This window comes from Nocardioides sp. dk884, assembly GCF_009557055.1.
GTDB lineage: Bacteria > Actinomycetota > Actinomycetes > Propionibacteriales > Nocardioidaceae > Nocardioides.
Genome location: NZ_CP045649.1, coordinates 3,608,724 through 3,633,815, shown reverse-complemented (window position 1 = coordinate 3,633,815; position 25,092 = coordinate 3,608,724). Strand labels below are relative to the sequence as shown.

At 72.8% G+C, this 25,092-nt stretch carries 30 protein-coding genes; 13 read left to right on the top strand and 17 right to left on the bottom strand.

Translation table 11 applies throughout. The features are described 5' to 3' along the window. Positions 1-36: 36 nt before the first annotated feature. Positions 37-522 (bottom strand): MarR family winged helix-turn-helix transcriptional regulator, encoded by a 486-nt coding sequence (locus tag GFH29_RS17345; protein WP_153325023.1) that lies wholly within the window; start codon positions 520-522, stop codon positions 37-39. A 112-nt stretch (positions 523-634) separates the two neighbouring features. Between GFH29_RS17345 and GFH29_RS17340 the strand changes: the two genes are divergently transcribed. Beyond that, complete coding sequence (locus GFH29_RS17340; protein WP_228387572.1) at positions 635-1,453, top strand: trans-aconitate 2-methyltransferase; 819 nt, start codon at positions 635-637, stop codon at positions 1,451-1,453. After that, on the top strand, positions 1,450-1,881 hold the full coding sequence (locus GFH29_RS17335) for a VOC family protein (RefSeq protein ID WP_228387571.1): 432 nt from the start codon (positions 1,450-1,452) through the stop codon (positions 1,879-1,881). The genes GFH29_RS17340 and GFH29_RS17335 overlap by 4 nt, the downstream gene beginning before the upstream one ends. 82 nt (positions 1,882-1,963) lie before the next feature. Here GFH29_RS17335 and GFH29_RS17330 read toward each other — a convergent pair whose 3' ends face one another. Both GFH29_RS17330 and GFH29_RS17325 read right to left on the bottom strand, forming a co-directional pair. After that, positions 1,964-3,028 (bottom strand): phosphotransferase family protein, encoded by a 1,065-nt coding sequence (locus tag GFH29_RS17330; protein WP_153325022.1) that lies wholly within the window; start codon positions 3,026-3,028, stop codon positions 1,964-1,966. Beyond that, positions 3,025-4,116 (bottom strand): TIGR03857 family LLM class F420-dependent oxidoreductase, encoded by a 1,092-nt coding sequence (locus GFH29_RS17325; protein WP_153325021.1) that lies wholly within the window; start codon positions 4,114-4,116, stop codon positions 3,025-3,027. The genes GFH29_RS17330 and GFH29_RS17325 overlap by 4 nt, the downstream gene beginning before the upstream one ends. A gap of 117 nt (positions 4,117-4,233) precedes the next feature. On the opposite strand from GFH29_RS17325, the gene GFH29_RS17320 reads away from it, so the two are divergent. After that, positions 4,234-4,698, top strand: a complete 465-nt coding sequence (locus GFH29_RS17320; RefSeq protein ID WP_153325020.1) for a hotdog fold domain-containing protein — start codon at positions 4,234-4,236, stop codon at positions 4,696-4,698. Between the two features lie 6 nt (positions 4,699-4,704). Here the strand turns inward: GFH29_RS17320 and GFH29_RS17315 are convergent, their stop codons facing one another. From GFH29_RS17315 to GFH29_RS17300, 4 genes are all read right to left on the bottom strand, one after another. Then, positions 4,705-5,556, bottom strand: a complete 852-nt coding sequence (locus GFH29_RS17315; RefSeq protein ID WP_153325019.1) for an amino acid ABC transporter permease — start codon at positions 5,554-5,556, stop codon at positions 4,705-4,707. Between the two features lies 1 nt (position 5,557). Next, entirely contained in the window at positions 5,558-6,244 is a 687-nt protein-coding gene (locus GFH29_RS17310; RefSeq protein WP_153325018.1) for an amino acid ABC transporter permease, read from the bottom strand. 71 nt (positions 6,245-6,315) lie between these two features. Then, complete coding sequence (locus tag GFH29_RS17305) at positions 6,316-7,218, bottom strand: glutamate ABC transporter substrate-binding protein (protein ID WP_153325017.1); 903 nt, start codon at positions 7,216-7,218, stop codon at positions 6,316-6,318. Between the two features lie 10 nt (positions 7,219-7,228). Next, a complete protein-coding gene (locus GFH29_RS17300; protein ID WP_153325016.1) occupies positions 7,229-7,969 on the bottom strand; it encodes an amino acid ABC transporter ATP-binding protein in 741 nt (246 codons plus the stop codon). A gap of 153 nt (positions 7,970-8,122) precedes the next feature. Here GFH29_RS17300 and GFH29_RS17295 point away from each other — a divergent pair, with 153 nt between their 5' ends. Then, positions 8,123-8,422 (top strand): hypothetical protein, encoded by a 300-nt coding sequence (locus GFH29_RS17295; protein ID WP_153325015.1) that lies wholly within the window; start codon positions 8,123-8,125, stop codon positions 8,420-8,422. Positions 8,423-8,477: 55 nt separating this feature from the next. Here GFH29_RS17295 and GFH29_RS17290 read toward each other — a convergent pair whose 3' ends face one another. Further along, positions 8,478-8,957 (bottom strand): DUF4829 domain-containing protein, encoded by a 480-nt coding sequence (locus tag GFH29_RS17290; RefSeq protein ID WP_153325014.1) that lies wholly within the window; start codon positions 8,955-8,957, stop codon positions 8,478-8,480. 80 nt (positions 8,958-9,037) lie between these two features. On the opposite strand from GFH29_RS17290, the gene miaB reads away from it, so the two are divergent. Beyond that, a complete protein-coding gene (miaB, locus tag GFH29_RS17285) occupies positions 9,038-10,528 on the top strand; it encodes a tRNA (N6-isopentenyl adenosine(37)-C2)-methylthiotransferase MiaB (protein WP_153325013.1) in 1,491 nt (496 codons plus the stop codon). A gap of 106 nt (positions 10,529-10,634) precedes the next feature. Here the strand turns inward: miaB and GFH29_RS17280 are convergent, their stop codons facing one another. From GFH29_RS17280 to GFH29_RS17240, 9 genes are all read right to left on the bottom strand, one after another. After that, positions 10,635-14,120 carry a fibronectin type III domain-containing protein gene (locus GFH29_RS17280; RefSeq protein WP_153325012.1) on the bottom strand — a complete coding sequence of 1,162 codons (3,486 nt, stop codon included), beginning with the start codon at positions 14,118-14,120 and terminating at the stop codon, positions 10,635-10,637. A gap of 132 nt (positions 14,121-14,252) precedes the next feature. Then, positions 14,253-14,585 (bottom strand): hypothetical protein, encoded by a 333-nt coding sequence (locus GFH29_RS17275; protein ID WP_153325011.1) that lies wholly within the window; start codon positions 14,583-14,585, stop codon positions 14,253-14,255. Then, positions 14,582-14,833, bottom strand: a complete 252-nt coding sequence (locus tag GFH29_RS17270; protein ID WP_153325010.1) for a hypothetical protein — start codon at positions 14,831-14,833, stop codon at positions 14,582-14,584. Before GFH29_RS17270 ends, GFH29_RS17275 begins: the two co-directional genes overlap by 4 nt. Next, positions 14,830-15,315: an NUDIX hydrolase gene (locus GFH29_RS17265; RefSeq protein ID WP_153325009.1), complete on the bottom strand. Its 486-nt coding sequence runs from the start codon at positions 15,313-15,315 to the stop codon at positions 14,830-14,832. Before GFH29_RS17265 ends, GFH29_RS17270 begins: the two co-directional genes overlap by 4 nt. Continuing rightward, complete coding sequence (locus GFH29_RS17260; protein ID WP_153325008.1) at positions 15,312-15,509, bottom strand: hypothetical protein; 198 nt, start codon at positions 15,507-15,509, stop codon at positions 15,312-15,314. The genes GFH29_RS17265 and GFH29_RS17260 overlap by 4 nt, the downstream gene beginning before the upstream one ends. Next, on the bottom strand, positions 15,506-15,721 hold the full coding sequence (locus GFH29_RS17255; RefSeq protein WP_153325007.1) for an antitoxin: 216 nt from the start codon (positions 15,719-15,721) through the stop codon (positions 15,506-15,508). The genes GFH29_RS17260 and GFH29_RS17255 overlap by 4 nt, the downstream gene beginning before the upstream one ends. 51 nt (positions 15,722-15,772) lie before the next feature. After that, positions 15,773-15,952: a hypothetical protein gene (locus tag GFH29_RS17250; protein ID WP_153325006.1), complete on the bottom strand. Its 180-nt coding sequence runs from the start codon at positions 15,950-15,952 to the stop codon at positions 15,773-15,775. A 70-nt stretch (positions 15,953-16,022) separates the two neighbouring features. After that, entirely contained in the window at positions 16,023-16,457 is a 435-nt protein-coding gene (locus tag GFH29_RS17245) for a universal stress protein (RefSeq protein WP_153325005.1), read from the bottom strand. A gap of 77 nt (positions 16,458-16,534) precedes the next feature. Beyond that, positions 16,535-17,038: an NUDIX hydrolase gene (locus GFH29_RS17240; protein ID WP_153325004.1), complete on the bottom strand. Its 504-nt coding sequence runs from the start codon at positions 17,036-17,038 to the stop codon at positions 16,535-16,537. 73 nt (positions 17,039-17,111) lie between these two features. Here GFH29_RS17240 and miaA point away from each other — a divergent pair, with 73 nt between their 5' ends. The 8 genes from miaA to GFH29_RS17200 all read left to right on the top strand — a co-directional run bounded on the left by miaA (position 17,112) and on the right by GFH29_RS17200 (position 25,051). Beyond that, positions 17,112-18,068, top strand: coding sequence for a tRNA (adenosine(37)-N6)-dimethylallyltransferase MiaA (gene miaA, locus GFH29_RS17235; RefSeq protein WP_153325003.1), 957 nt, complete (start codon positions 17,112-17,114; stop codon positions 18,066-18,068). Next, on the top strand, positions 18,031-19,113 hold the full coding sequence (locus GFH29_RS17230) for a serine hydrolase domain-containing protein (RefSeq protein ID WP_153325002.1): 1,083 nt from the start codon (positions 18,031-18,033) through the stop codon (positions 19,111-19,113). The genes miaA and GFH29_RS17230 overlap by 38 nt, the downstream gene beginning before the upstream one ends. Positions 19,114-19,160: 47 nt before the next feature. Beyond that, positions 19,161-20,087 (top strand): helix-turn-helix domain-containing protein, encoded by a 927-nt coding sequence (locus tag GFH29_RS17225; protein ID WP_153325001.1) that lies wholly within the window; start codon positions 19,161-19,163, stop codon positions 20,085-20,087. Continuing rightward, complete coding sequence (locus GFH29_RS17220) at positions 20,084-20,632, top strand: dihydrofolate reductase family protein (protein WP_153325000.1); 549 nt, start codon at positions 20,084-20,086, stop codon at positions 20,630-20,632. The genes GFH29_RS17225 and GFH29_RS17220 overlap by 4 nt, the downstream gene beginning before the upstream one ends. A gap of 82 nt (positions 20,633-20,714) precedes the next feature. Continuing rightward, positions 20,715-22,565: a gamma-glutamyltransferase gene (ggt, locus tag GFH29_RS17215; RefSeq protein ID WP_153324999.1), complete on the top strand. Its 1,851-nt coding sequence runs from the start codon at positions 20,715-20,717 to the stop codon at positions 22,563-22,565. Positions 22,566-22,609: 44 nt separating this feature from the next. Further along, positions 22,610-23,263, top strand: coding sequence for a pyridoxamine 5'-phosphate oxidase family protein (locus GFH29_RS17210; RefSeq protein ID WP_228387570.1), 654 nt, complete (start codon positions 22,610-22,612; stop codon positions 23,261-23,263). Next, positions 23,263-24,123 carry a diaminopimelate epimerase gene (gene dapF, locus GFH29_RS17205; protein ID WP_153324998.1) on the top strand — a complete coding sequence of 287 codons (861 nt, stop codon included), beginning with the start codon at positions 23,263-23,265 and terminating at the stop codon, positions 24,121-24,123. The genes GFH29_RS17210 and dapF overlap by 1 nt, the downstream gene beginning before the upstream one ends. Positions 24,124-24,274: 151 nt before the next feature. Next, positions 24,275-25,051 (top strand): SDR family oxidoreductase, encoded by a 777-nt coding sequence (locus GFH29_RS17200; RefSeq protein ID WP_153324997.1) that lies wholly within the window; start codon positions 24,275-24,277, stop codon positions 25,049-25,051. The last annotated feature ends 41 nt before the right edge of the window (positions 25,052-25,092 follow it).

Below are 25,092 nucleotides of genomic sequence, written 5' to 3'. Positions count from 1 at the left end.
GGTTGGGTCGGTCGACCCGGCCGGACTCGGCCGGGGTCAGCTGAACGGGACCAGCAGGGTGCGCAGCAGCGCGGCCAGCTGAGCCTGCTGGTCGGTGTCGAGGTCGGCGAGGATCCCGGCCTCGGCCTCGAGCAGCTCGGTGAACGCGCTGTCCACCGCGCGCTTGCCGTCGGCCGTGAGCCGCACCAGCACCCCGCGGCGGTCGTGCGGGTCAGGCAGCCGCTCGACGAAGCCGCGCGCCGCCAGCCGGTCGACCCGGTTGGTCATCGTCCCGCTGGTCACCAGCGTCTCGCGCAGCAGCCGCCCGGGCGAGAGCTCGTACGGCGTGCCGGCGCGGCGCAGCGCGGCCAGCACGTCGAACTCCCAGGCCTCGATGTCGTGCTGGGTGAACGCGGCGCGGCGGGCCAGGTCGAGGTGTCGCGCGAGGCGGGAGATCCGGCTGAAGACGGCGACGGGGGCCAGGTCCAGGTCCGCGCGCTCGCGTCCCCAGGCCTCCACCAGCTCGTCGACCTCGTCCCGCATGGCGTCATGGTAGCGCCCCGGTCGAGAATCTTGACATCGAGAGACTCTGGGAGCAGGGTGGAATTACCTCGACGTCAAGAGACTTCGGGGGTTTCCGACCCGGGAGGCTTCGATGAGCATGCCGTCCACCCCGCGTGACCCGTCCCGCCCGTTCGGCTGGGACCCCGAGCGCTATCTCGCCTACGGCGACGAGCGCGGGCGCCCGTTCCTCGACCTGATGGCGCGCGTCGGCGCCACTGCGCCGCAGCGGGTGGTCGACCTCGGCTGCGGTCCGGGCCACCTCACCGTGCTGCTGGCGGCCCGCTGGCCGCAGGCCGAGGTGCTCGGCATCGACGCGAGCCCGGAGATGGTGGAGCGGGCCCGCGCCGACCATCCCGGCCTGACGGTCGAGCTGGGGGACCTGCGCTCGTGGGTGCCGACGGCGCCGGTGGACGTGCTGGTGGCCAACGCGGTGCTGCAGTGGGTGCCCGGCCACCTGTCCCTGCTGGCCCGGCTGCTCGAGGCGGTCCGGCCGGGTGGCTGGCTGGCCTTCCAGGTGCCGGGCAACTTCGCCGAGCCCAGCCACGCGCTGCGCCGCGAGCTCGCCGCGCAGGAGCCGTACGCCGCCCACACCGCCGGCGCGGCGGAACCGGACGCCCACGACCCGGCGGTCTACCTCGCGGCGCTGGCCGGCCTCGGCTGCGCGGTCGACGCCTGGGAGACGACCTACTTGCACGTGCTGCAGGGCCCGGACCCGGTGCTGGGCTGGATCTCCGGGACCGGGGCGCGCCCGACCCTGGAGGCACTCGAGGCGGCGTCCCCGCGACTGCGCGCGTCCTTCGAGGAGGAGCTTCGCCGCCGCCTCGCCGCGGCGTACCCCGCCACGTCGTACGGCGTGGTGCTGCCGTTTCGCCGGGTCTTCGTGGTCGCCCGGCGTGGGGAGGGGTCGTGACGCCCGCCGGGGCGCGGGGCGAGGCCCCGCTGCGCCTGCACCACGTGCAGGTCTCCTGCCCGCCCGGCGGCGAGGAGCTCGCCCGGCGGTTCTGGGCCGAGGGACTGGGGCTGGTCGAGGTCGAGGAGCCCCAGGCGCTGCGCTCGCGCGGCGGCGCCTGGTTCCGCTCGCACGACGCTGACGGCGCGATCGTCGCCGAGATCCACGTCGGCGTGGAGGAGCCGTTCGTGCCTGCCCGGCGCGCGCACCCCGCGCTGCTGCTGGCCGACCCGGCCGCGCTCGAGGAGACCGGCGCGCGACTGGAGACGCTCGGCTTCGAGGTCGACCACCGCGAGCGGCACACCTTCGCCGGCTACGAGCGGTTGCACGTCCGCGACGGGCACGGCAACCGGGTGGAGCTGCTGGCCGAGGCCGCTGCGCGGCACTGAGACAGTCGGAGAGGCCCCGAGACAAGACAGGGGCCCCTCGAGCGAAGCGGGGGGAGCTACGCCCGAGGGGCCGCGGCATACGCTAGCAGTCCTCGGCGACGAGTGAGAGCACCCCCAGGTCACGGATCGCCGCGCAGGCCCGGGCGACCATGGCCGCGAACATCCGGTCCCCGCGCTCGGTGCGGGTGCCGTAGGCGCAGCCGAAGACCGACACCAGCGGTCCCTGGAGCATCGCGAAGCGGTAGTCCTCCCACGCGTCGGATGCGGAGTAGTCGCCGACGCCGTGCGCGAGCAGTCCGGCGTGCCAGGTCGCGACCAGCTCGCGCTCGTGGGCGCGGCGGTCGCCTACCGAGAGCCCGGTGCCGAGGAAGTACGCCAGGTCGCGCGCCGGCAGGGCCAGCGACAGGGTCTGCCAGTCGAGCGCCACGCAGCCGGCGGAGCCGTCGGGCGCGAACATCAGGTTGTCGAGGCGGTAGTCGCCGTGCACGAGCCCGAACCGCTCGCTGCGGGCGAGGGCCCAGCGCTCGCACAGCGGCACGCAGGCCTCCAGCGTCGCGGCGTCGGCGGGGTCCACGAGGTCGCCGAGCCCGGCCAGGAAGATCTCGGTCGCGGGCCCGTAGAGCTCGGCGAGCAGCGCGGCGTCCTCGGGGCCGGTGCGGTCCAGGCCCTCGATCGCGAGGAGGGTCGGGTCGCACCAGCGCGGTCCGTGCAGCCCGGCGAGGTTGACCACCGCGTCGTGTGCCTGGGCCGGTGAGCAGCCGGCGACCTGGTCGCCCTGCACCCGCGGCGCGAGGTCCTCCAGGAGCAGGGTGAAGTCGGCGCCGTCGCCGCTCCAGGCGGCGTGGTGCACCCGCGGCACCCGGACCGCCACGGTCGGCGCGATCTCGGCGTAGAAGCGCAGCTCGCAGCGGTAGGCGCCGGCCACCATCGCCCGCGCCGCGGGATCGGGCGTGGGCAGCTTGGCGAGCAGTACGCCGGGGAGGCGGGCACCGACGTCCGGCCCGGTGAGCCGCAGCCGGAAGCAGCTGCCCATCTGGCCGGTGCCGACCGGCTCGGCGACGACGGTCTCGACCCGGCCGCCCAGGGCCTCCGAGAGCCACTGCGGGCTCAGCTCCTCCCGCGTGGTGGCGACGGGCGCGGTGCTCATCGCAGCCACCCGGGGTTGCGCGGCAGTGCGTCGAGCCCGTCGGGGCGCACCGTCCGCCAGGCGTCCAGCACCGGCGCCAGCTCGGCCGGGGTGGCGCCGTGCAGGATCACGCTGTCGGCGCCCGCGTCGAGCTGGTCGCGCACCCGGGCGGCGCACTGGGCGGGGGAGCCGGACGCCGCGGGCAGCCACTCCGCCGGCAGCAGTGCGGCCAGCCGGGTGAGCTCGTCGACCGTGCCGACCGCGTCGAACGCTCCGGCGTACCCGCTCACCAGCGGGTCCTCGCGGAAGCGGCGCAGCACCTCGGGGTCCCAGCCGTTCGCGCCGACGAGCACCTCGCCGTACCCCTGGAGGTAGGTGGCGAGGCGACCGACCAGGCGGCGCAGCCGCTGCTCGTCGGTGACGGGATCGGGGACTGTCGCGAGCACCGCCCAGACCCGCACCGCGGCCGGGTCGCGCCCGGCCTCCTCTGCCGCGCGCCGCACGGTGGCCACCGAGCGGGCCAGGGTCTCGTCGGTGAGGAAGGTGTGCAGCACGACGCCGTCGGCGACCCGCCCGGCGAGGGCGAGCGACCTCGGGCCGATGGCGGTCATCAGCACCGGCACGTGCTCATCGAAGGACGGGTCCTGGGAGAGGTAGGGGTAGCTGCCGGCCGGCCCGTCGTGCCCGAACGCCTCGCCGCGCCACAGCCGCCGGTAGATCCCGATCGCGTCGGTGAGCTGGGCGCTCGTCACCCGGGGCAGGCCCATGACGTCGAAGAGCAGGTCGAAGCCGCGCCCGAGGCCGAGGGCGTAGCGCCCGTGGCTCATCCGGTGCAGCGTCGTGGCCATCGTGGCGGTGACCAGCGGGTGCCGGGTGTTGTGGTTGGTCGCGGCGGTACCGATCCCGATCTGCTCGGAGGCGGCCACGGCAGCCCCGGCCAGGACGCCGGCGTCCTTGAGGTTGAATCGCTCGGAGAGGAAGACCGCTCCGATGCCCAGCCGTTCGGCCAGGCGGACCTCCTCCAGCAGGTCGGCGGGGGAGGAGGTGTGCCCCGCCAGCCCGTAGCAGCCGATCTCCGGCAGCGGCGCGTGTGATGTGGCGTGGGTCACGTCGCGGACGCTAGCAGCGCTTCCTTCCGATTGACACGTGTCAGTACGCCGAGTCGGCGCCAATGGCGCGGCGAGTCGGCGCTTGTGGCGCTAGTTACCGATCGGTAATGTGCGCGCATGAGTTCAGTCCTCACGATGTGGCAGAAGACCAGCGCGGTCCCGGGAGTGGGCGCCCGGGTCTTCTCGATCCTGTTCGCCCAGAAGGCGCCGTACTTCGCGAGCGTGCGCCCGCGGTTCACCGTCCTGGAGCCGAACCGCGCCGAGCTGGTGGTCCGCAGCCGGCGCCGGGTGCACAACCACCTCGGGACCGTGCACGCGATCGCGCTGTGCAACGGTCTCGAGGCGGCGATGGGTGCCCTGGCGGAGGTGAGCGTGCCGGCGGACCGCCGCTGGATCCCGAAGGGGATGGAGGTCAGCTACACCGCGAAGGCGACCGGCGACGTCACCTGCATCGCCGAGACCGACCCGGCCCAGTGGAGCGGCACGGACCCGGACCTTCCGGTCCGGGTCCGTGGGGAGCTCGCCGACGGCACCGTGGTGATCGAGGGCGTCATCCGGCTCTGGGTGACGCCGCGGCGCTAACGGGGGCTAGACGGCCCGACCGCCGTCCATGTTGCCGACGGAGGTCAGGTCGATCGGGTTCTTCTCGCCGACGAGCCTGCGCTGGAGTGCCGTCGCGATGGCCGTCAGCACCAGGTTGACCAGGATGTAGATCGCGGTGATGACCAGTGCGGTCGGCACCTGGTTCTTGAAGTCCAGCGTGATCTGCTTGTACACGAACGTGAGGCCGGGCGCGATGATGTAGGAACCCAGGCTGGTGTCCTTGAGCGCGACCACGCACTGGCTGATCAGTGCCGGGAGCATCATCTTGACCGCCTGCGGCAGCTGGATCTGCACCATCACCTGGGTCTTGCGCATGCCCAGCGCGTACGCCGCTTCGACCTGTCCACGCGGGACGGCGTTCACGCCGGCGCGGAAGACCTCGGCGAGGACGGAGCCGTTGTAGAGCGTCAGCGCGATGATGACGCACCACATCGGCGACAGCGGGGCGTCGCCGACGGCCAGCAGGTAGAAGAGGAAGATCATCAGCATCAGCACCGGCACCGCGCGGAAGAACTCCACGATCACCCAGCACGGCCAGCGCACCCAGCCGTGATCGGACATCTTGCCGACGCCGAAGACCAGGCCGAACACGACGGCGAAGATGATCGCACCGAAGGCCATCTGGAGGGTGTCGAGCAGACCCTGCAGGATCACCTCGACGTACGCCGGGGTGAGGAAGACCTCCCACTTGTCGTACTCCAGCTGGCCGGTGACCTGCATCCGCCACACGAAGAACCCGATCACGGCGAGGAGCGCCAGCCAGGTCAGCACGGAGTAGAGACGGTGGCGCGCGATGGTGCGCGGGCCCGGGGCGTCGAAGAGGACGTTGCCGCTCATCTCAGGCCACCTTCCACTTGCGCTCGAGTGCGTAGGAGGACAGTGCGACCGCCTCGACGATGATGATGTAGCCGATGGCGAAGAGCAGGAAGATCTCCGGGCGCTGGCTGCCGTAGTCGTTGGTGAGCGAGCGCATGGTGGCGGTCGCCTCGGCCATGCCGAACGCCGCGGCGACGGAAGTGTTCTTGATCAGCGCCACCTGCACGCTGGTCAGCGGCGGCACGACCGCGCGCAGCGCCTGGGGGAGCACCACGTAACGCATGCTCTGGAAGAAGGTGAGGCCGACGGCGCGAGCCGCCTCGGCCTGGCCGACGTCCACGGAGTTGACCCCGGAGCGGAACGCCTCGCAGACGAAGGCCGAGGTGTAGAGCGTCAGCGCGATGGTGGAACGCACGAAGAACGCCGACACGCTCCAGCCGGCGATCTCGATGTTCTCGACCCACTTGAAGTTGTAGCCGAGCTTGGGCATCGCCGCCGCCATGAAGACGAAGATCATCAGCAGCGGCGTGTTGCGGAAGATGGTCACATAGAGGCCAGCGGCGCGTCGCATGACGCTGACCGGGCCGACCCGCAGCGAGGCGAGGATCAGCCCCAGCACGAGCGAGGCGAGCCCCGAGACGACGAACAGCGCGAGGGTGACGCCGAAGGCCTTGAGGTACTCGTCGAAGTTCGAGAAGACCGCCTCCACCGGCGTGTCCCCTTCCGTGAAGGACCGGCGGGAGCCCGTCAGGGCTCCCGCCGGTCAGTGGCGTGCAGAGCTCAGGACTGGCAGTCGTCGAGCTCGGGCTGCTCGGGGGCCTCGACGCCGGACTCGCCGAGGGTGACGTCGAACGCCTCCTCCCACGAGCCGTCCTCGAAGGACGTCGTCAGCGTGTCGTTGATCCACTGGCACATCTCGGGGCTGTCCTTGGAGTAGCCGATGCCGTAGCGCTCCTCGGAGAACGGCTCCCCGACGACCTTCAGCTCGTCGGGCTGCTCGGCGGCGTACCCGAGGAGGATCGAGCCGTCGGTGGTCATTGCATCGACGGTACCGTCGAGGACCTGATCGACGCACTCGGAGTAGGTGTCGAAGCCGCGGGGCTTGGCACCCTCCTTCTTGACGTTCTCGAGCGAGGTCGAGCCGGTGACCGAGCAGACCTCCATGCCCTTGATGTCCTCGACGCCGTTGATCTCGTCGTTGTCGGAGCGGACCAGGAGCTGCTGACCGGTCACGTAGTACGGACCGGCCTGGCCGACGACCTTGCGGCGGTCGTCGGTGATGGAGTAGGTGGCGATGACGAGGTCGACCTCGCCCTCCTCGAGGAACGGCTCACGGTTGTCGGAGATGGTCTCCTTCCACGTGATGTCCTCGGGGGCGATGCCGAGCGAGCCCGCGAGGATCTTGCCGACCTCCGGGTCGAAGCCCTTGGGCATGTCGTCGGTGGCGCCCTTGAAGCCCAGGCCGGGCTGGTCGTACTTGACGCCGATGGTGATGGTGCCGTCCTCGGCGAGCTCCTTCATGCGGGTGCCGTCCTCGAACTCGTCGGCGGCGTTCTCCGCGACGTCGACGTCGCGGGTCTCGGTGTCGTCGTTGCCGGCGTTGCCGCAGGCGGCGATGGACGTGGCCAGGACGGCGGTGGCTGCCGCTGCCGTGAACCTGCGGAGGGTCGGGCGAGGTCGCATGCTGTCTCCTTCAGTGCTTGAGGATCTTGCCGAGGAAGTCCTTGGCTCGATCGCTCTTCGGGTTGGTGAAGAACTCGTCGGGAGTGTTCTCCTCGACGATCGCGCCGTCGGACATGAAGACCACCCGGTCGGCTGCTGTGCGGGCGAAACCCATCTCGTGGGTGACCACGACCATGGTCATGCCGCGCTTGGCCAGATCGACCATGACCTCGAGGACCTCCGAGATCATCTCCGGGTCGAGCGCCGAGGTCGGCTCGTCGAAGAGCATCACCTTCGGGTCCATCGCCAGCGCGCGCGCGATCGCGACGCGCTGCTGCTGACCACCGGAGAGCTGCGCGGGGTACTTGTCGGCCTGGTGTGCGACGCCGACGCGCTCAAGGAGCTCGCGGGCGCGCTTCTCGGCGTCGGCCTTGGACTGCTTGCGGACCTTGATGGGGCCCAGGGTGACGTTCTCGAGGATCGTCTTGTGCGCGAACAGGTTGAAGCTCTGGAAGACCATCCCGACGTCGGCGCGCAGCGCCGCGAGGCCCTTGCCCTCCTGGGGCAGGGCCTGGCCGTCGAGGCTGATCGTGCCCTTGTCGATGGTCTCGAGGCGGTTGATCGTGCGGCACAGCGTCGACTTGCCCGACCCTGAGGGGCCAATGACCACGACGACCTCGCCCTTGCCGATCGACAGCTCGATGTCCTGCAGGACGTGGAGGTTGCCGAACCACTTGTCGACGTGGTCCAGCACCACCAGGGGTTCACTCATGTTTTCCTCCGTGCCCAGCCGGGGGAGGGGTGAACCCCCGAGGATCGGGTAGGTGGGTAGGTGTGTCCGAACTGTGACCTGATCGCGGGGCGGTCCGGTCCGCTCGTCGGTGTCGTCGGCTGCGTTCTACCGCGGTTCGGGGAGGATATCCCAGTGAGCACCCACGATGCCTTCAGCACCATCTCCGTACGGCGCGCCGACGGCACCCGCGAGGTCCACGAGTGCGCGCGCTTCCTCGGCATCCGCGACGGTTTCCTGTTCCTGGAGGACGGCGTGCCGACCGATCGCGCGGGCATGGGGATCAAGACCGCCCAGACCCACATGCTCCCGCTCGCCGACGTCGCCGCCCTCGACATCGAGACCCATGCGGACAGCGACGACAACAGCGAGACCGGCCTGGCGCTGGAGTCCGCCGGGCTGCTGAACTTCGACGGGTCGGTGTACGCCGGCTGAGCCGGCCGCGCTGTCCGTCCGCGACACCCTGAACTGGCGCACGCGCCAGCAATCGTCAGCCGTTGCCCTGGTCGAAGATGCGCCAAGGAGTATCGGACGAGTCACGCACCAACCGGTAGCCCCACGTCGTGGTTCCCCCGGGCATCGAGACGTCGCCGTGGAAGAGGCGCCAGTCCAGGTCGAAGGTCACCGGGACGTTGACAACCTCTTCGGGAGCCGAGCGGCCGGAGAACTCAGGGCGTTCGGTGAAGTGGTCGCGCACGTCCACATCCGTCAGGCTCGCGACCTGGCGGCACCACGACGTGGCGCTGTCCTTGGCATCGCTGGTCATGACGGCCTCGGCGGTGTCGCAGTCGTGGGCGTTCAGGGCGTCGAGGTACGCCGTCACCACCTGCTCCGGGGTGGCGTCGTTCGCGGGAACCGCGACGTCACCGGACTGACGTGGGGCAAGGAGCAGGTAGGTCGCGACGCCCACGACGACGAGAACGACTACGCCGACGACAGGCGCTACGAAGCGCCTTGACACTGTGATCATCGGCGCATCCTCCCAATCCACGCAGGCGTGGAACGTCCGAGTTCTCGGATGACCCTTCACGCTCGTAGGCTTGAGCGGTTATGAGCAACGCGCGCACGTATGAGGTCCGCACCTACGGGTGCCAGATGAACGTCCACGACTCCGAGCGCCTGACCGGGCTGCTGGAGGACTCGGGCTACCTGCCCTCGCCCGCCGGCGAGCAGGCCGACGTCGTCGTGTTCAACACCTGCGCGGTGCGCGAGAACGCGGACAACAAGCTCTACGGCAACCTCTCCCACCTCGCGCCGATCAAGGCCGCCAACCCGGGCATGCAGATCGCCGTCGGCGGCTGCCTGGCGCAGAAGGACCGCTCGACGATCACTGCGCGGGCGCCGTACGTCGACGTGGTCTTCGGCACCCACAACATCGGCTCGCTGCCGGTGCTGCTGGAGCGGGCGCGCGTGCAGGAGGAGGCCCAGGTCGAGATCCTGGAGAGCCTCGACGTCTTCCCCTCGACGCTGCCCACCAAGCGCGAGTCGGCGTACGCCGCCTGGGTGTCGATCTCGGTCGGCTGCAACAACACCTGCACCTTCTGCATCGTCCCGGCGCTGCGCGGCAAGGAGAAGGACCGCCGCCCCGGCGACATCCTCGCCGAGGTCCGCGCGCTCGTCGCCGAGGGCGTCAGCGAGATCACCCTGCTGGGCCAGAACGTCAACGCGTACGGCGTGGAGTTCGGCGACCGCCAGGCCTTCTCCAAGCTGCTGCGCGCGTGCGGCGAGATCGAGGGCCTGGAGCGGGTGCGCTTCACCAGCCCGCACCCGGCGGAGTTCACCGACGACGTCATCGAGGCGATGGCCGAGACGCCGAACGTGATGCCGAGCCTGCACATGCCGCTGCAGTCCGGCTCCGACCGGCTGCTGCGTGCGATGCGCCGCTCCTACCGCTCCTCGAAGTTCCTCGGCATCATCGAGCGGGTCCGCGCTGCGATGCCGGACGCCGCGATCACCACCGACATCATCGTCGGCTTCCCCGGCGAGACCGAGGAGGACTTCCTCGAGACGATGCGGGTGGTGCGCGAGTCGCGCTTCTCCAGCGCCTTCACCTTCCAGTACTCCAAGCGCCCCGGCACCCCCGCCGCCGACCTGCCCGACCAGGTGCCGGCCGACGTGGTCAAGGACCGCTACCTGCGCCTGGCCGACCTGGTCAACGAGGTCGCCTGGGAGGAGAACAAGTTGGTCGTCGGTCGCACCGTCGAGCTGATGGTCGCCGAGGGGGAGGGCCGCAAGGACGCCGCCACCGCGCGCCTGTCCGGCCGGGCCCCCGACAACCGGCTCGTGCACTTCGCGGCCGACTTCTCCCGCGTGGACGCCGACTCCGTGCGCCCCGGCGACATGGTCACCGTCGAGGTCACCTACGCCGCGCCGCACCACCTGGTCGCCGACGGCCCGGTCCTCGGCGTACGACGCACGCGCTCGGGCGACGCCTGGGAGGCGCGCACCGCCGCGCCGCAGGCCTCCGGCGTCTCGCTGGGCATGCCCGCGATCGGCGTACCGGCGCCGCTGCCGGACGCCGCTCCCGCCTGCGGAGTCTGAGGCACGCGACAGCCTCTGGCCGCGCCGCCGCAGCCCGGCCCCACTCAACACCGAACCCCTCTCGACCGTGGTCGAGAGGGGTTCGGTGCGTCGGGGGCTCAGCGCGTCAGCGCGTCACCTTCACCTTGCGGGTGAGGACCACGCGGGCGACGTCGTCGTTGCCCTGGTAGGTCACCACGAGCGGCGCCTTGGTCCGCAGCTGCTTGGCGGTGAAGAACGCCTGCTTCAGCTTCGGCAGCCGTACGACGGCGCGGCCGTCGACCAGGCGGGCCTGGACGGTCTTCTTGCCGAGCTTGACCGTCACCGGGCCGTTCGTGGCCGCGCCGGTCAGGCCGCGGACGGTGAGGGTCGCGGTGACCGTCGGTCGCTTGCCGAGCCGGACCGTCTTCGCGGTGACGGCGACCTTGAGGCTCGCCGCCAGCTTGGCGCTGGTGGCGCTGACCGCCTCGCTGGTGGCGGGATCCCACCGGCGGTCGGCCGGGACGAACGCGGCGGTGTAGCTCCGCCTGCCCAGGGGCGCCCGGTCGACCTGCAGGGTCGCGACGCCGTCCGTCACGGCGACCGTGCCCAGGACGGTGGCGCCGTCACGGAACTCGACGCTGCCCTCGGGGGCGGGGTCGCCGGCCACCTCGGCGGTGAGCGTCGCCGCGCGGCCGAGCGTGGTCACCGTGAGGGCGAGTCCGGCCTCGGCGACGGGCGCGACGACCAGCGTGGCCGTGGCCGCGCCGGAGGTGCCGACGGCGTTGAGCGCCACCACCGAGACCTCGTGCTCGCCCGGGGCGAGGTCGGCGACGTCGAGCACGGCCTCGGTCGCGTCGGCCGCGACCTCCTCGGTGAGCTCGCCGACGCTCACCTTGTAGCCGGTCACCGGCGTGCCCCCGTCGGAGGCGGGCGCCTCCCAGACGACGCGGGCCGACCGGTCCCGCGGCTCGAAGTCCGCCGTCAGCGCACGCGGGGCGCCGGGCTCGACCATCACGTCGGCCGAGGCCTCGGCCGACGACTGGCTCCACCGCTTGCTCGTGGGCACGACGACCGCGACGTAGGTCTGCCGGCCCAGCGGCTGGTCGGTGAGCGTGATCTGCGCGACGCCGCGGGTCGTCGTCGCGGAGGCGAGCGGCGTGTTCCCGCGCCGCACGGTCACCTGGCCGTCGACGAGGGTGTCGTCCGTGCTGGACCGGGTGGTGACCTGCAGGGTCACCGTGCGCCCGCGGGTGGCGGCGGTCATCGTCGTGCGGCTCGCCGTGGGAGCCGGGACCTCGAGCTCGGCGCGGGCGGGCGTGGACGTGCCCTGCGCGTTCACGGCCTGGACCTGGACGCCGAACGTGCCGGTCCCGGCCGGGAGGGTGTGCGAGGTGGCCGACGCCGCGACGGTGTGGGTGGCACCGCCCGCGGTCACGCGGTACGCCGTGACGGCCGAGCCGCCGTGGTGCTCGGGCGCCCGCCAGGTCGTGGTGACCTCGCGGGTGTCCTGGTCCAGGCTCAGGGCGAGGTCGCGCACCGTCGACGGGGCGGTCCGGGTCGTCGTCGCGGTGGCGGTGCGGGACGGGTTCCAGCGCTTGTCCGCGGGGACGTACTCCGCCGTCAGCTCGGTGCCGACGACGTCCTCGTAGGGCACCGTCACGGTCGCCTCGCCCCGCACCAGCGCGACGGGCGCCGCGAGCTCGCGAGCACCGTCCGTCACCCGCACGGTGCCCTCGGCCGTCGTGGTGCTGGAGGTGACCCGGGTGCGCAGGCTCACCGTCTTGGCGGCGTCGCCGTAGGTGGCCGTGAGCGCCGTGGTGGTCGTGGCCGGCGCCGGGGACCTGAAGGTCGTCCCGGCCACGTGGCCGTCGCCGAGGGCGTTGTTGGCGTTGACGTAGACCTGCAGGTCCCCGGCCGGGACGTCGGTGAAGGTGTGTCGCCGCGCCGAGGCGTCGAGCCGGATCGTCGGCATCTTGCCGAGCTGTTCGCCGACGGTGTAGCCGGTGACGGGGTGCCCGCCGTTCTCGGCGGGGGGCTGCCAGGTGACCGTCAGGTTGCGGGTCGCGGGGTCGAAGCTGTGCGTGAACGCGGTCGGCTGCAGCGGCGGGGTCTTGACCGGTACGCCGTCACACCCGGTCACGCTCCAGTCGTAGTAGCCCAGCACGCCGTAGTCGTTCTGGTACTCGCCCCTGGCGTCGATCATGATCGTCAGGTAGTACGTGTCTCTCGGCAGGCCCTTGACGGTGGTGTCGATGTCCTCGCGGTTCGTCGGGGCGTGCTCCAAGACGACGTTCTTGGCGTCGTCCGGGATGGCGTTGTTCACCCTGATCCGGATGTCGTTGTTCGAGCCCTTGGGGGCGATGTTGACGCGGACCTTCACGTCGCCCTGACAGGTCCCCAGCTGGAAGGCGTCGATGTCCTGGGCCTGGTGGTGACCGTCCTCGCCGCTGGTCGCGGCAGTACGCGAGATCTTCGCGTCCTGCCAGTTGTCCGGCCCGCCGTCCGCGCGCGAGCCGAGCCGGCCGCGGATGATCGCCAGGTCGTCCTGCGTGGGCCGGGTGGCGTCCGGCCAGGCGCCGTTCGCCCACCGGGTGTGGTCCTTGCCGTAGCTGTTGCCCATGATGGGTGCCCAGCCGCTGTGGCCGGCGTAGTACTCCGTGCTGCCCTTGCCGTGGTGGCGCAGGCCGAGGTTGTGGCCGATCTCGTGGCTGGTCGCCTCGGCCATGTCGTCCGCGGAGTTCCCCGTCCCGCGGGTGAGGGTCCAGGCCGGCTTGTGCTGGTGCCAGTACGGGTCGATCCCCACGTAGGCGATGCCGCCGCAGCCCTCGTCGCACAGCGCCTTGTGCGCGGCCCGGTCGCCGGTGATGACCGCGTGGTAGCCGCGGAAGGTGAGCAGGTCGGCGGGGGCGATCGTGGTGACGTTGACGTTGAAGGGGTGGAAGTCCTCGGCGACGCGCTGCCAGACCTCGATCACGGCGCGCTTCTCGTCGTCGTTGAACGCCGCGCCGTTGTTCTTCGGGTCCCAGCCGGGGACGCTGCCGGAGAGCCCGTGGCTCTGCTGCCACGCCGAGCCGTAGGACGAGGAGATCTCGACGCCGTCGAAGTCGAGGTAGATCGTCCTGCTCGCCCCGGGCAGCGAGTTGAGGTTGAACGCGTCCTTGACGTCGATGTTGCGCGGGATGGCCGCGACCTCGGGGCCCTGGTCCTGGTCGCCGTCGATGCCGTGGTCGTGGTCGTCCGGGCTCGTGGACGCGTCGCGCAGGTGTGCCGGGGCGGCGGGGTCGACGAACAGCAGGTCGCCCTGCGGCGTCACCTGCAAGGTGTCGTGCGTGGCGAGGTCGTGACGCAGCTCGGCGACGGAGAGGTCGTTGTGCTCGGCGACGTCGCGCAGCGACGGACGGTCGAGCAGGTCGAGCGCCTCCGGGCCGGGGGTCGGTTCGGCGAGCAGGTCGGACAGGTCCGGTCCCTCGTCGCCGCCTGTGCCGCCCTGGACGGCGGGGGTGCTCGGAGAAGGGGCGGCCTGGGCGCTGGGCGTGGCGCCCAGGGTGCTGAGCACCAGCGCGCTGCCGAGCGCGAAGGTCGCGCCCAGCCTGAGGGCGCGCCGGCGCCGGGAGTGGAACAGGGAGTGCACGTGCAGTCCTCCGTGAACGGGCGCACTCCCGAGAGCGCGCAGGGTCGTTTGAAGAGACGACTTTAAACGGAGACTGCGCGCATTTAATACTCCGTCTTACGGAGTGTCGTGATAGGGGCGGGACGGCCCGGATCAGGGTTGGTACGGCTTGTCCGCCGAGCGCGGGTCGGCGCTGGGGTAGCCCGCCTTGGGCTCCAGCCCGGCGGGGTTCTCCTCGCGGCCGCCGGGGGACTGCTCCGGGGGAGCGGTCTCCTCTGGGTCCGGCTCGTCCTCGGGGCCGACCGCAGGCACCCCGCCCGGCCCCGCACCCGTGGTGACGTCGCGCTCGCCGGTGCGGGCGGTCTGACCGGGACCGGTGGGCCCGACCCGCTCGCTGCTGACTCCCAGGTCGCCGTCGCGGTCGTGCGTGGGATCCGGGCTGCTGGCCTCCGGCGAGGAGTCGGGGGCGGGACCGGGCTCGCTCATGCCGGCGACTCGTGCTCGGCGGGCGTGGGGTCCCCGTCGTCGCGGGTCGCCTCGGTGCTGGTGTCCTCGCCCTCCTGGAGGGTGTCCGGGGCGGTGGCGGTGTCGACGGCCGGGTTGTCCTCCAGCGTCAGGTCCGCGGGGACGGCGCTGTGCTCCTCCGGCAGCGCGTCCGCGCCGCCGGGGTTGGGCTCACCGGGCTCGATCACCGGGTCGGGCTTGGGGCCGAGGTCGACCTCGTCGTTGCTCATGCAGTGCTCCCTTCGAAGCCGAGGGTCAGGTAAGGAGGGGCGGTACCCGCCCGGATCGCCTCCAACACCACCCGCTCGTGCGGCACCATCGGCTCGGGCAGCGCCGCGAGGGGGAACCAGCGCAGCGCGGCACAGCGCTCGGGCTCGCGCACCCGAGGGGTGCCGCGCCACGAGCGCGCGGTGAAGAAGAAGTCGACCCGCTCGCCGATCGGCTCGCCGCCGCCGGTGCGCTGCAGCGCGGTGACGAAGGCGAGGTCGAGGTCGTGCACGCCGATCTCCTCGACCGCCTCGCGGCGGGCGGCGTCGTACGCCGTCTCGCCGCGCTCCACGTGGCCGGCCGCGGCGGCCGCCCAGTGCTCATCCATGAAGCCGGTGCCGCGGCGCAGCTGCAACAGCACCTCGTCTCCGTCGGCGCCCTCGCGCAACGCGAAGACGTACGCCGCGGGGACGAGCAGGTGGCGCCCGGGCGGCGGCGCGGTCACTCCTCGTCCGTCTCCTCGACGAGCAGGTCCTGCGGGGTCTCGGCGGGCTCGCCGTCGGGGTCGTAGACGGTGCCGGTGTCGGGGGAGACCCGCTCGTCCTCGTCGGGGAGGTACTCCTCGGAGTCGGGGCCCTCGGCGGGCTCGACCTCCTCGGCCACCACGTCCTCGGGCACTTCGGGGGAGAGCTCGCTCATCGCGTGCCACCTTCGCCACTGCCGCGCGGGCGGTCGAGACGGGTGAGGGCGTCCTTCGCCTTCGCCACCCCGGAGTCGATCTTGCCGGCGTGCTTGCCACCGGTGCGCTGGTCGATCGTCTGGGCGGCCTTGTCGATGCCGCCGGAGATCTTGTCCCCGTGCTTGTGCACCGCATCGCCCAGCTTGGCCTTGGCGTCGTCGAGGAATCCCATGGGTCTCTCCTGCCGCTGTCGGGATGGATCTTCCACGGTAGCCAGCCCCGGCTACTGCGAGGGCTGGTCGAGGGAGGTGCCGGCGTTCTCGGCCTGCACCGCGGCGTCGACGGCGTCCTGCTGCGGGCGGTCGCCCTTCGGCGTGGGCACGTCGCGGTCGTCAGCGAGGTCCTGCGACACCTCGTCGGCCCGGGTGTCGGTGGGCTGCTGCTCAGGGTGGGATTCGGTCATGAGGTGCCCGTACCCGCATCCGGACCCCGCTCACCCGGGGACGCCGTGTGGCGACCCCGGGAGGCGCGGGTCAGCGCGGGTGCGTGTGGGCGATGTAGACGTCGCAGTGCGCCTTGTGGGCGATCTCGCTGGCGATGCTGCCCAGCACCCGGGCCAGGCCCTGCATGCGCTTGTTGCCGACCACGATCAGGTCGGCGCCGAGGTCGTCGGCGGCCCGGACGATCGCCTCGGCGGGCTGGCCCACGGCGGCGGCGGTGTGGACCTTGAGGTCGGGGAACTCCATGCGCAGCGAGTCGGTGACCTCGTTGGCCACGGACAGTGCGTCGCCCTCGGAGCTGTAGACGAACTCGTCGCCGCCGGCCTTGAACCGCTCGACCTCGAACTTGCCGTACGCCGAGAGCACGTGGAGCTCGGCACCCAGCGACAGCGCCAGCCTTGCCGCGGTGCGAGCCGCCTCCGCGGCGGTCTCGCTGGCGTCCACGCCGGTCACGATCCTGGTCGTCATCTGCACTCCTGTGGGGGTCGGCGAATCTGCTCAGGATCCTAGGGGGAGCCGCCGACGCTCCGGAGGCCTCGTCGCAGTCAGCGAACGTCGGTCGCGAAACCGACGCTGGTGTAGGCGGGCACGTCCCCGCCCGCCAGCAGGTCGAGCACGACCCGCTCGTGCGGCACGACCGGCTCGGGCAGCGCCGCGAGCGGGAACCAGCGCAGCTCCGCGCACTTGTCGGGCTCGACCACCCGAGGCTCCCCGCCCCAGGTCCGCGCGGTGAAGAAGAAGTCGACCCGCTCGTCGATCGGGTCGGCGTGCAGGGTGCGCTGCATCGTGGTGAGGAAGGCCAGCTCGAGGTCCTCGACACCGATCTCCTCGATCGCCTCGCGGCGCGCCGCGTCGTACGCCGTCTCGCCGGGCTCCACGTGGCCGGCGGCCGCCGCGGCCCAGAAGCCGTCCATGTAGGGGGTGTTCTGCCGCAGCTGGAGGAGCACCTCGGTGCCCTGCGAGCCGTCGCGCAGCAGGTAGACGTAGGACGCGGGGACGACGACGAAGCGGCCCTGGTGGGGGTCGGGCTGGGGGTCGGGGGATCCCATGCGGTTCTCCTGGGGCGGCGCGGTGGGGCGAGGGGGCGGTGGCACACGCTAGCGGCCTTGCGACACTTCTCCCGTGTCCGAGCAGCCCTCCGCCTCGCGGGTCCCGGTCGTCGCCGTGGTCGGGGCGACCGCGTCCGGCAAGACCGCGCTCTCCCTCGACCTGGCCGAGCGCCTCGGCGGCGACATCGTCAACACCGACGCCATGCAGCTCTACCGGGGCATGGACATCGGCACCGCGAAGCTGCCCCCGGCCGAGCGGCGCGGGATCACCCACCACCTGCTCGACACCCTCGGCGTGCGCGACGCCGCCAGCGTGGCGGAGTTCCAGGGCTGGGCGCGCGAGGTGATCGCCCGGCTGCGGGCCGCCGGACGCCCGCCGGTGCTGGTCGGTGGCTCCGCGCTCTACACCCGCGCGGTGCTCGACCGCTTCGAGTTCCCCGGCACCGACCCCGCGGTCCGCGAGCGGCTCGAGGCCGAGCTCGCCGAGATCGGGCCCGCCGCGCTGCACGCCCGGCTGCGCCGCGTCGACCCCGAGGCCGCCGCGTCGATCCTGGTGGAGAACGGTCGCCGGATCGTCCGCGCCCTCGAGGTCGTCGAGATCACCGGGCGGCCGTTCTCGGCGTCCCTGCCACGCCTGGAGTACGTCGACCCACACACCGTGCAGATCGGCGTCGACATCGACCGGCCCGCGCTCGACGCGCGCATCGAGCAGCGGGTGGCGCAGATGTTCGCCGACGGCTTCGTCGCGGAGGTCGAGCGGCTGCTCGCCGAGGGCCTGGCCGAGGGCCGCACCGCCTCGCGCGCGATCGGCTACCGCGAGGTCGCGGCCCACCTCGCCGGGGAGCTCTCCGAGGACGAGGCCCGCGAGCGCACGGTGATCGCCACCCGCCGCTTCGCGCGGCGCCAGAACGGCTGGTTCCGCAAGGACCCCCGCATACGGTGGGTGCGGTACGACGACCCCGACCGCGTCGAGCGCGCCCTGGAGGCCATCCGTGACATCCGTCCCGACGACCGATCCCGAGGACGCTGACGCCGCAGCCGGCTCCGCCACCCCCGAGGCGTTCGACCGGGTGGAGGAGGTCCTGGCCACGACCCGCGGCCTCCGCGACGGCGCCGTCGTCGGCGTCACCGCCGGGGGCGTCAGCCGGGTCTGGCAGCGCGGGCCCCTGCCGGACGGCGCCGGATCGATCTTCGAGATCGGCTCGGTGACCAAGACGTTCACTGCCCTGCTGCTGGCCGACCTCGCGCGGGAGGGGGTGGTCGCGCTGGAGGACCCCGTGGCGGCGTACCTCCCGGTCGCGCCGCCGGTCGTGGGCCGGCCGATCACGCTCGAGGACCTGGCCACCCACCACTCGGGCCTGCCCCGGCTCCCCGCGGGGATGACCGGCCCCGCGCTGACCGGTCGCGGCGGGGCGCTGGACCGGCGCGACCCCTACGCCCACCTCGACGAGGCCGCGATGACCGAGGCCTTACGTCTCACCACGCCGACCGGCCCGCCCGGGGAGCGGTTCTCCTACTCCAACTTCGGTGCGGGCCTCCTCGGCTGGGCGCTCGCGCGCCGGCTCTCCACGACGTACGACGCCCTGGTGGCGCAGCGGCTGACCGGCCCGCTCGGTCTGCACGACACCTGGATCGACCCGCCCGCCGAGGCGCGGCGGCGGGTGGCGACCGGGCACGGCTGGTGGGGACGCGAGGCGCACCCGTGGCACCTGGCCGGGCTGGCCGGTGCGGGCGGTCTGCGCTCGACCGCGGCCGACCTGCTGAGGTTCCTCGCGGTGTTCGCCGAGGGCGCGGCCGGGCCGCTCGCCGCCGCGGCCGCGGCGACCACGCGCGCCCGCCACGAGGTCGGGCGTCTCGAGGCCGGCCTCGGCTGGCTGCGGATGCCCGCCGGCCGGGCGCCGAAGCGCCTCGGCCTGAGCGAGACAGTGCTCTTCCACGACGGTGGCACCGGCGGCTTCCGCTCGTTCGCCGGCCTGGCGCCGGCCACCGGGGCGGCCGCCGTCGTCCTCTCCGCCCGGGCCCGCGGGATCAGCGGCACGGGGTTCCGGGTGCTCGCCGCTGCGACCGGCGGCTGAGCAACTTCGGTCGGGCGCGGCGGGGTGCTCGGCGCCAGACTGGCTCCATGGCTGACACCACCCCGGGGCGCGACCGGCTCCGCGAGCTGCTGGACGCGGTCCTCGAGGAGGACAACGCGACGCTGACGCAGATGGCCAGCGAGGCGTTCACCTCGCCGTACCACTTCAACCGCCAGCTCTCCCGCGGCGCCGGCGAGCCGCCGGTGGCGATGCGGCGCCGGGTGATGCTGGAGCGTGCGGCCTGGCAGCTGCGCCAGGGCGCCTCGGTGACCGACACCGCCTGGGCCGCGGGGTACGAGTCCGTCGAGGGGTTCAGCCGCGCCTTCGCCCGGGCCTTCGGCCAGCCGCCGAGCGCCGTGCCCGCCGAGCCCGGCACCCACTGGCTGCCCGCCCCCAACGGCATCCACTTCCACCCGCCGACCTCGCTGTGGGTCGAGGGGCCCGCGTCGCAGGCGGCTGGCGAGGCGACGATGCTGATGGTCCACCACGACCTCGACGACACCCGTGACCTGCTGGAGGCCGCCAAGGGGCTCAGCGACGCCGAGTGGCGCGCGGTCCGGCTGCCCGGTCACGCCCCGCTGCCCTTCGACGGGGAGGAGGCCACCCCGGCCGCGGTGCTGCACCACCTGGTGCGGACCAAGGAGATATGGCTGGCCTCGATCACCGGCGCCGACGAACCGCCCGCCGGAGCGGACGACCCCGCCGCCCTGCTCGCGCGCCACGATGCGGTCGCTCCCCGCTGGCTGGCGGCGCTGCGCGACATCGAGCGCCGCGGCGCCTGGGGCGACCGGCTCATCGACGCGCTGTGCGAGCCACCGGAGAGCTTCGTGCTCGGCAGCGTGGTCGCGCACGTCCTGACCTACGCCGCCCACCGGCGCCAGCTGGCCCGCTGGCTGCTCGGCGCCGCCGCCCCCGGCTGGCCCGAGGGCGACCCGATCAGCTGGCTGAGCCGACGCACCGGAGGACTCCCATGACCCGCACCACCTACTACACCGCGACCACGCTCGACGGCTTCCTCGCCGACGAGCACGACTCGCTCGACTGGCTGCTCAGCCAGGACATCGACGAGCGCGGCGCGATGAACTACGACGACTTCTACGCCCGGATCGGCGCGCTCGCGATGGGCGCCACGACGTACGAATGGGGGCGGCGGCACTTCGCGAGCACCGGGGAGAAGTGGCCCTACGACGTGGCCTCGTGGGTCTTCACCCACCGCGACCTGCCCGCGGTCGGCGAGCGGATCACCTTCACCGCCGAGCCTGTGGCGCAGGTGCACGCCGCGATGGTCGAGGCCGCGAGGGCGGCCGGCGACAAGGACGTGTGGATCGTCGGCGGCGGCGACCTGGCCGGACAGTTCGCCGACCACGGGCTGCTCGACGACGTGGTGGTCTCGATCGCCCCGGTGACCCTGGGCGCCGGGCGCCCGCTGCTGCCGCGCCCGCTCGACCTGCGCCTGGTCGAGCACGCCCGCAACCGGGCGTTCCTCTGCGCGCGCTACGAGGTCGTCGGGCCCGGCTGAGGAGACGCCGCGTGGCCGGTGCGAGCAGGATCACGGAAACGGGGTACACGGGGCATGGACCGCACGTCACGGGAGGACCACCATGCGCCGCACTGCCACTGCCCTGCTCGCCCTCAGCCTCGCCGCGGTGGCGGTCCCCGCCACCGCCCCCGGAGCCACCGCCGCGCCACCGGGCAGCGGGAACGGTCCGAACGGTGCCGTGCCGGAGCCGCGCAAGGTCGCCACCGCCGTCGGTGCCGGCGGCGCGGTCTCGACGGTGGACCCCTACGCCACGCAGGTGGGCCTGCGGGTGCTGCGCCGCGGCGGCAACGCCGTCGACGCGGCGGTCGCAGCCGCGGCCACCCTCGGGGTGACCGAGCCGTACAGCGCCGGGATCGGCGGCGGCGGCTACTTCGTGCACTACGACGCGAAGACCGGACGGGTGCGCACCATCGACGGCCGCGAGACCGCGCCGTCGCGGATGCGCTCGGACTCCTTCATCGACCCCGCCACCGGGGAGCCGTACCGGTTCACCCCCGAGCTGGTCACCAGCGGCGTGTCCGTCGGGGTGCCGGGCACCCCCGCCACCTGGGAGGACGCGCTGGGTCGCTGGGGCACCTGGGAGCTCGCCGACGCGCTGCGGCCGGCCACCCGGATCGCGCGCCAGGGTTTCGTGGTCGACCAGACCTTCCACGACCAGACCGACGACAACGCCGAGCGCTTCGGCGCCTTCACCTCGACCCGCAAGCTGTTCCTGCGCGGTGGCAAGGCCCCGCGGGTCGGCAGCGTGCTGCGCAACCGCGACCTCGCCGAGACCTACGACCTCCTCGCGCGCCGCGGCGCCGAGGCGTTCTACCGCGGCTCGCTGGCCCGCGACGTGGTCCGCACGGTGCGCACGCCCCCGAAGACCCGCACCACCGACCTGCCGGTGCCGCCCGGCCGGATGCGGCTGGCCGACCTGCGCGAGTACCGCACCGCCAAGCAGGCGGCCACCCGCAGCCGCTACCGCGACGTGGTCGTGCACGGCATGGCCCCCTCCTCCAGCGGCGGCACCACGATCGGTGAGGCGCTCAACATCCTGGAGCGCTTCGACCTCGAGGACCTTGACGACACCGAGGCCATGCACCACTACCTCGAGGCCAGCGCGCTGGCCTTCGCCGACCGCGGCAAGTACGTCGGCGACCCCGCCTTCGTCGACGTCCCGGTCTCCGACCTGCTGAGCGACCGGTTCGCCGCGGAGCGCGCCTGCGAGCTCGACCCGGCGCAGGCGGCGACCAAGCCGGTGGCCGCCGGGGATGTCACGTCGTACGACGGGCGCTGCGACGCTCCGGCGCCGGCCGGGGAGGTCGCGGAGGACACCGAGAACATCTCCACCACCAACCTCACCGTGGCCGACCGGTGGGGCAACGTCGTGGAGTACACCCTCACCATCGAGCAGACCGGTGGCTCGGGCATCGTCGTCCCGGGGCGCGGGTTCCTGCTCAACAACGAGCTCACCGACTTCAGCACCGTCTACGACCCGCAGGACCCGAACCGGATCCAGCCCGGCAAGCGCCCGCGCAGCTCGATGTCGCCGACGATCATCACCCGTGACGGCAAGCCGGTGCTCGCGCTCGGCTCACCCGGTGGCTCCACGATCATCACCACGGTGCTGCAGATGATCGTGGGCGTCGTGGACCGCGGCCTGAGCCTGCCCGAGGCGATCGCGGCCCCGCGCGCCGCGCAGCGCAACACCGCCGCGGTGACCGCGGAGCCGGCGTTCATCGACGCCTTCGGCCCGGGCCTCACGGCGCTCGGCCACACCCTGACGCCCTCGGGCGATGCGTTCACCAGCGCCGCGGAGATCGGGGCGGCCACCGCGATCGGCTTCGGCCCGCGCGGCCGGCTCACCGCGGTGGCCGAGCCGGAGCGGCGCGGCGGCGGCAGCGCGGCCGTGGTGAAGCCGGTGCGCTGAGCCGCGCTGAGCCCGGCGGGCGGCGGACTGGGTAGGTTGGGCGGGTGAACCCGTCGACCCAGCCGCCGCCCGACTGGGCGACGATCGCCAGCGTCGAGGAGCTCCTCGAGGTGATCGGGGAGCCGCAGCCGCGGGCCCGCGACAAGGCCCGCCACGCGCTGCTCGAGGCGGACCGCGCCTGGCTGGCGGCCTCGCCGTTCTGCGTGATGGCGACCGCCTCGGCGGCGGGGGAGTGCGACGCCTCGCCCAAGGGCGACCCGGCCGGCTCGTTGGTCCACGTCATCGACGAGCGCACGATCGCGCTGGCCGAGCGACCGGGCAACCGGCGCGCCGACGGCTATCGCAACATCGTGGAGAACCCGCACGTCGGGCTGGAGTTCTTCATCCCCGGCCGCGGCGACACGCTGCGCATCAACGGCCGCGCCCGCCTGGTCAGCGACGCCCCCTTCTTCGAGGAGATGGTGGTGCGCGGTCACCGACCGGTGCTGGCGGTGGTGGTCGAGATCGAGGAGCTGTTCTCCCACTGCGCCAAGGCGTTCCTGCGCTCGGGGCTGTGGGACCCCGAGACCTGGGACCCCGAGGCGGTGGTGCCGCGGCGCGCGGTGCTGGCCGCCGAGACCGAGCCGACCGGGATGAGCCTGGCCGAGCTCGACGAGCACTACCGTCCGGAGAACTACGCGAAGGGGCTCTACGCCTGATGCACTACGAGTTCCTCAAGGGTCACGGCACCGAGAACGACTTCGTGATCCTGCCCGACCACGACACCGCCGTGCACGGCGAGCTGGACGCCGCCCGGGTCCGCGCGCTGTGCGACCGGCGTGCCGGCATCGGCGGCGACGGCGTGCTGCGCGTGGTGCGCACCGAGGCGTACGCCGCCGCGCGCGATCACGTCGACCCGGCCGAGGCGACCTGGTTCATGGACTACCGCAACGCCGACGGCTCGGTCTCGGAGATGTGCGGCAACGGGGTGCGCGTCTTCGCGCGCCACCTGGTCGAGGCGGGCCTGGTCGACGCCGGCGCCCCGATCCCGGTCGGCACCCGCGACGGGATCAAGACCGTCACCGTCGACGGCGACGCGGTCACCGTGGACATGGGCGTGGCTCGCGTCCTGGGCGGCACGGTGGTCTCGGTCGGCGCGCACACCTGGCCGGCGCTGCACGTCGACATGGGCAACCCGCACGCGGTGGCCCGGGTGGAGTCGCTGGACCCCGCCGGCCCGGTCGGGTCGCTGCTGGAGTCCCCGGCGTACGACCCGGAGGTCTACCCGCACGGCGTCAACGTCGAGTTCGTCGTCCCGCGCGGCCCGCACCACGTCGAGATGCGCGTCCACGAGCGCGGCTCGGGGGAGACCCGCTCCTGCGGCACCGGCGCCTGCGCGGTCATGGTCGCCACCGCCATCCACGAGCACCACGGCACGATCGGCTCGCCCCCCGCGGCCGACGCGACGTACCGCGTCGACGTCCCCGGCGGCTCGCTGTCGATCACCTGGACCACCGAGGGCCGGGTGCTCCTCACCGGCCCAGCCGTCCTCGTCGCCCGGGGGACCACCGCCCTGTGACCCGGCCCGTCGGTTGAATCGAGACTTCTGAGCGTTGAATCGAGGGTGTCGACCGGTCGAGTCGAGCCTCGGGACGTACGCCGGCGCGCAGCGTCTCCTGTGATCCGACCCACGTGACGCACATCGCACCCTCGCCCCTATGCTCCGGCGCATGGACATCAACGGAGCAAGCGCGATCGTCACCGGCGGAGCCTCGGGCATCGGGGCCGCCGCTGCCCGGCAGCTCGCCGCCCGCGGCGCGCGCGTCGTGGTCGCGGACCTGCAGGACGAGCGCGGCCAGAGCCTCGCCGACGAGATCGGCGGCGTCTTCGCGCACGTCGACGTCACCCGCACCGAGGAGATCACCGCGGCCGTCGAGCTCGCCGCCCAGCTCGCGCCGCTGCGCGCGGTGGTCAACTCCGCCGGCATCGGGTTCGCCCAGCGCACCATCGGGCGCGACGGCACGCTGGAGTCCGCGCACTCCCTGGAGGCCTTCACCAAGGTCGTCGCGATCAACCTGATCGGCACCTTCGACATGGTCCGCCAGGCCGCGACCGCGATGAGCGGCAACGAGCCCGACGCCGACGGGTGCCGCGGAGCGATCGTCAACCTCGCCAGCGTGGCGGCCTTCGACGGCCAGATCGGGCAGGCGTCGTACTCCGCCTCCAAGGGCGGCGTGGTCGGCATGACGCTGCCGGTCGCCCGCGACCTGGCCGCCGCCGGGATCCGGCTCAACACCGTGGCCCCCGGCCTGATCGACACCCCGATCTACGGCGAGGGCCCCGAGTCGGAGGCGTTCAAGGCCAAGCTGGGGGAGTCGGTGCTGTTCCCGCGGCGCCTCGGCAGCCCCGACGAGCTCGCCTCGATGGTGCTGGAGTGCCTCACCAACTCCTACATGAACGGCGAGGTCGTCCGCGTCGACGGCGGCATCCGGATGCCTCCGAAGTGAGCGGGGGGAGAGGGCTGAGTCCTTCCGGTCCGGGGTACCGA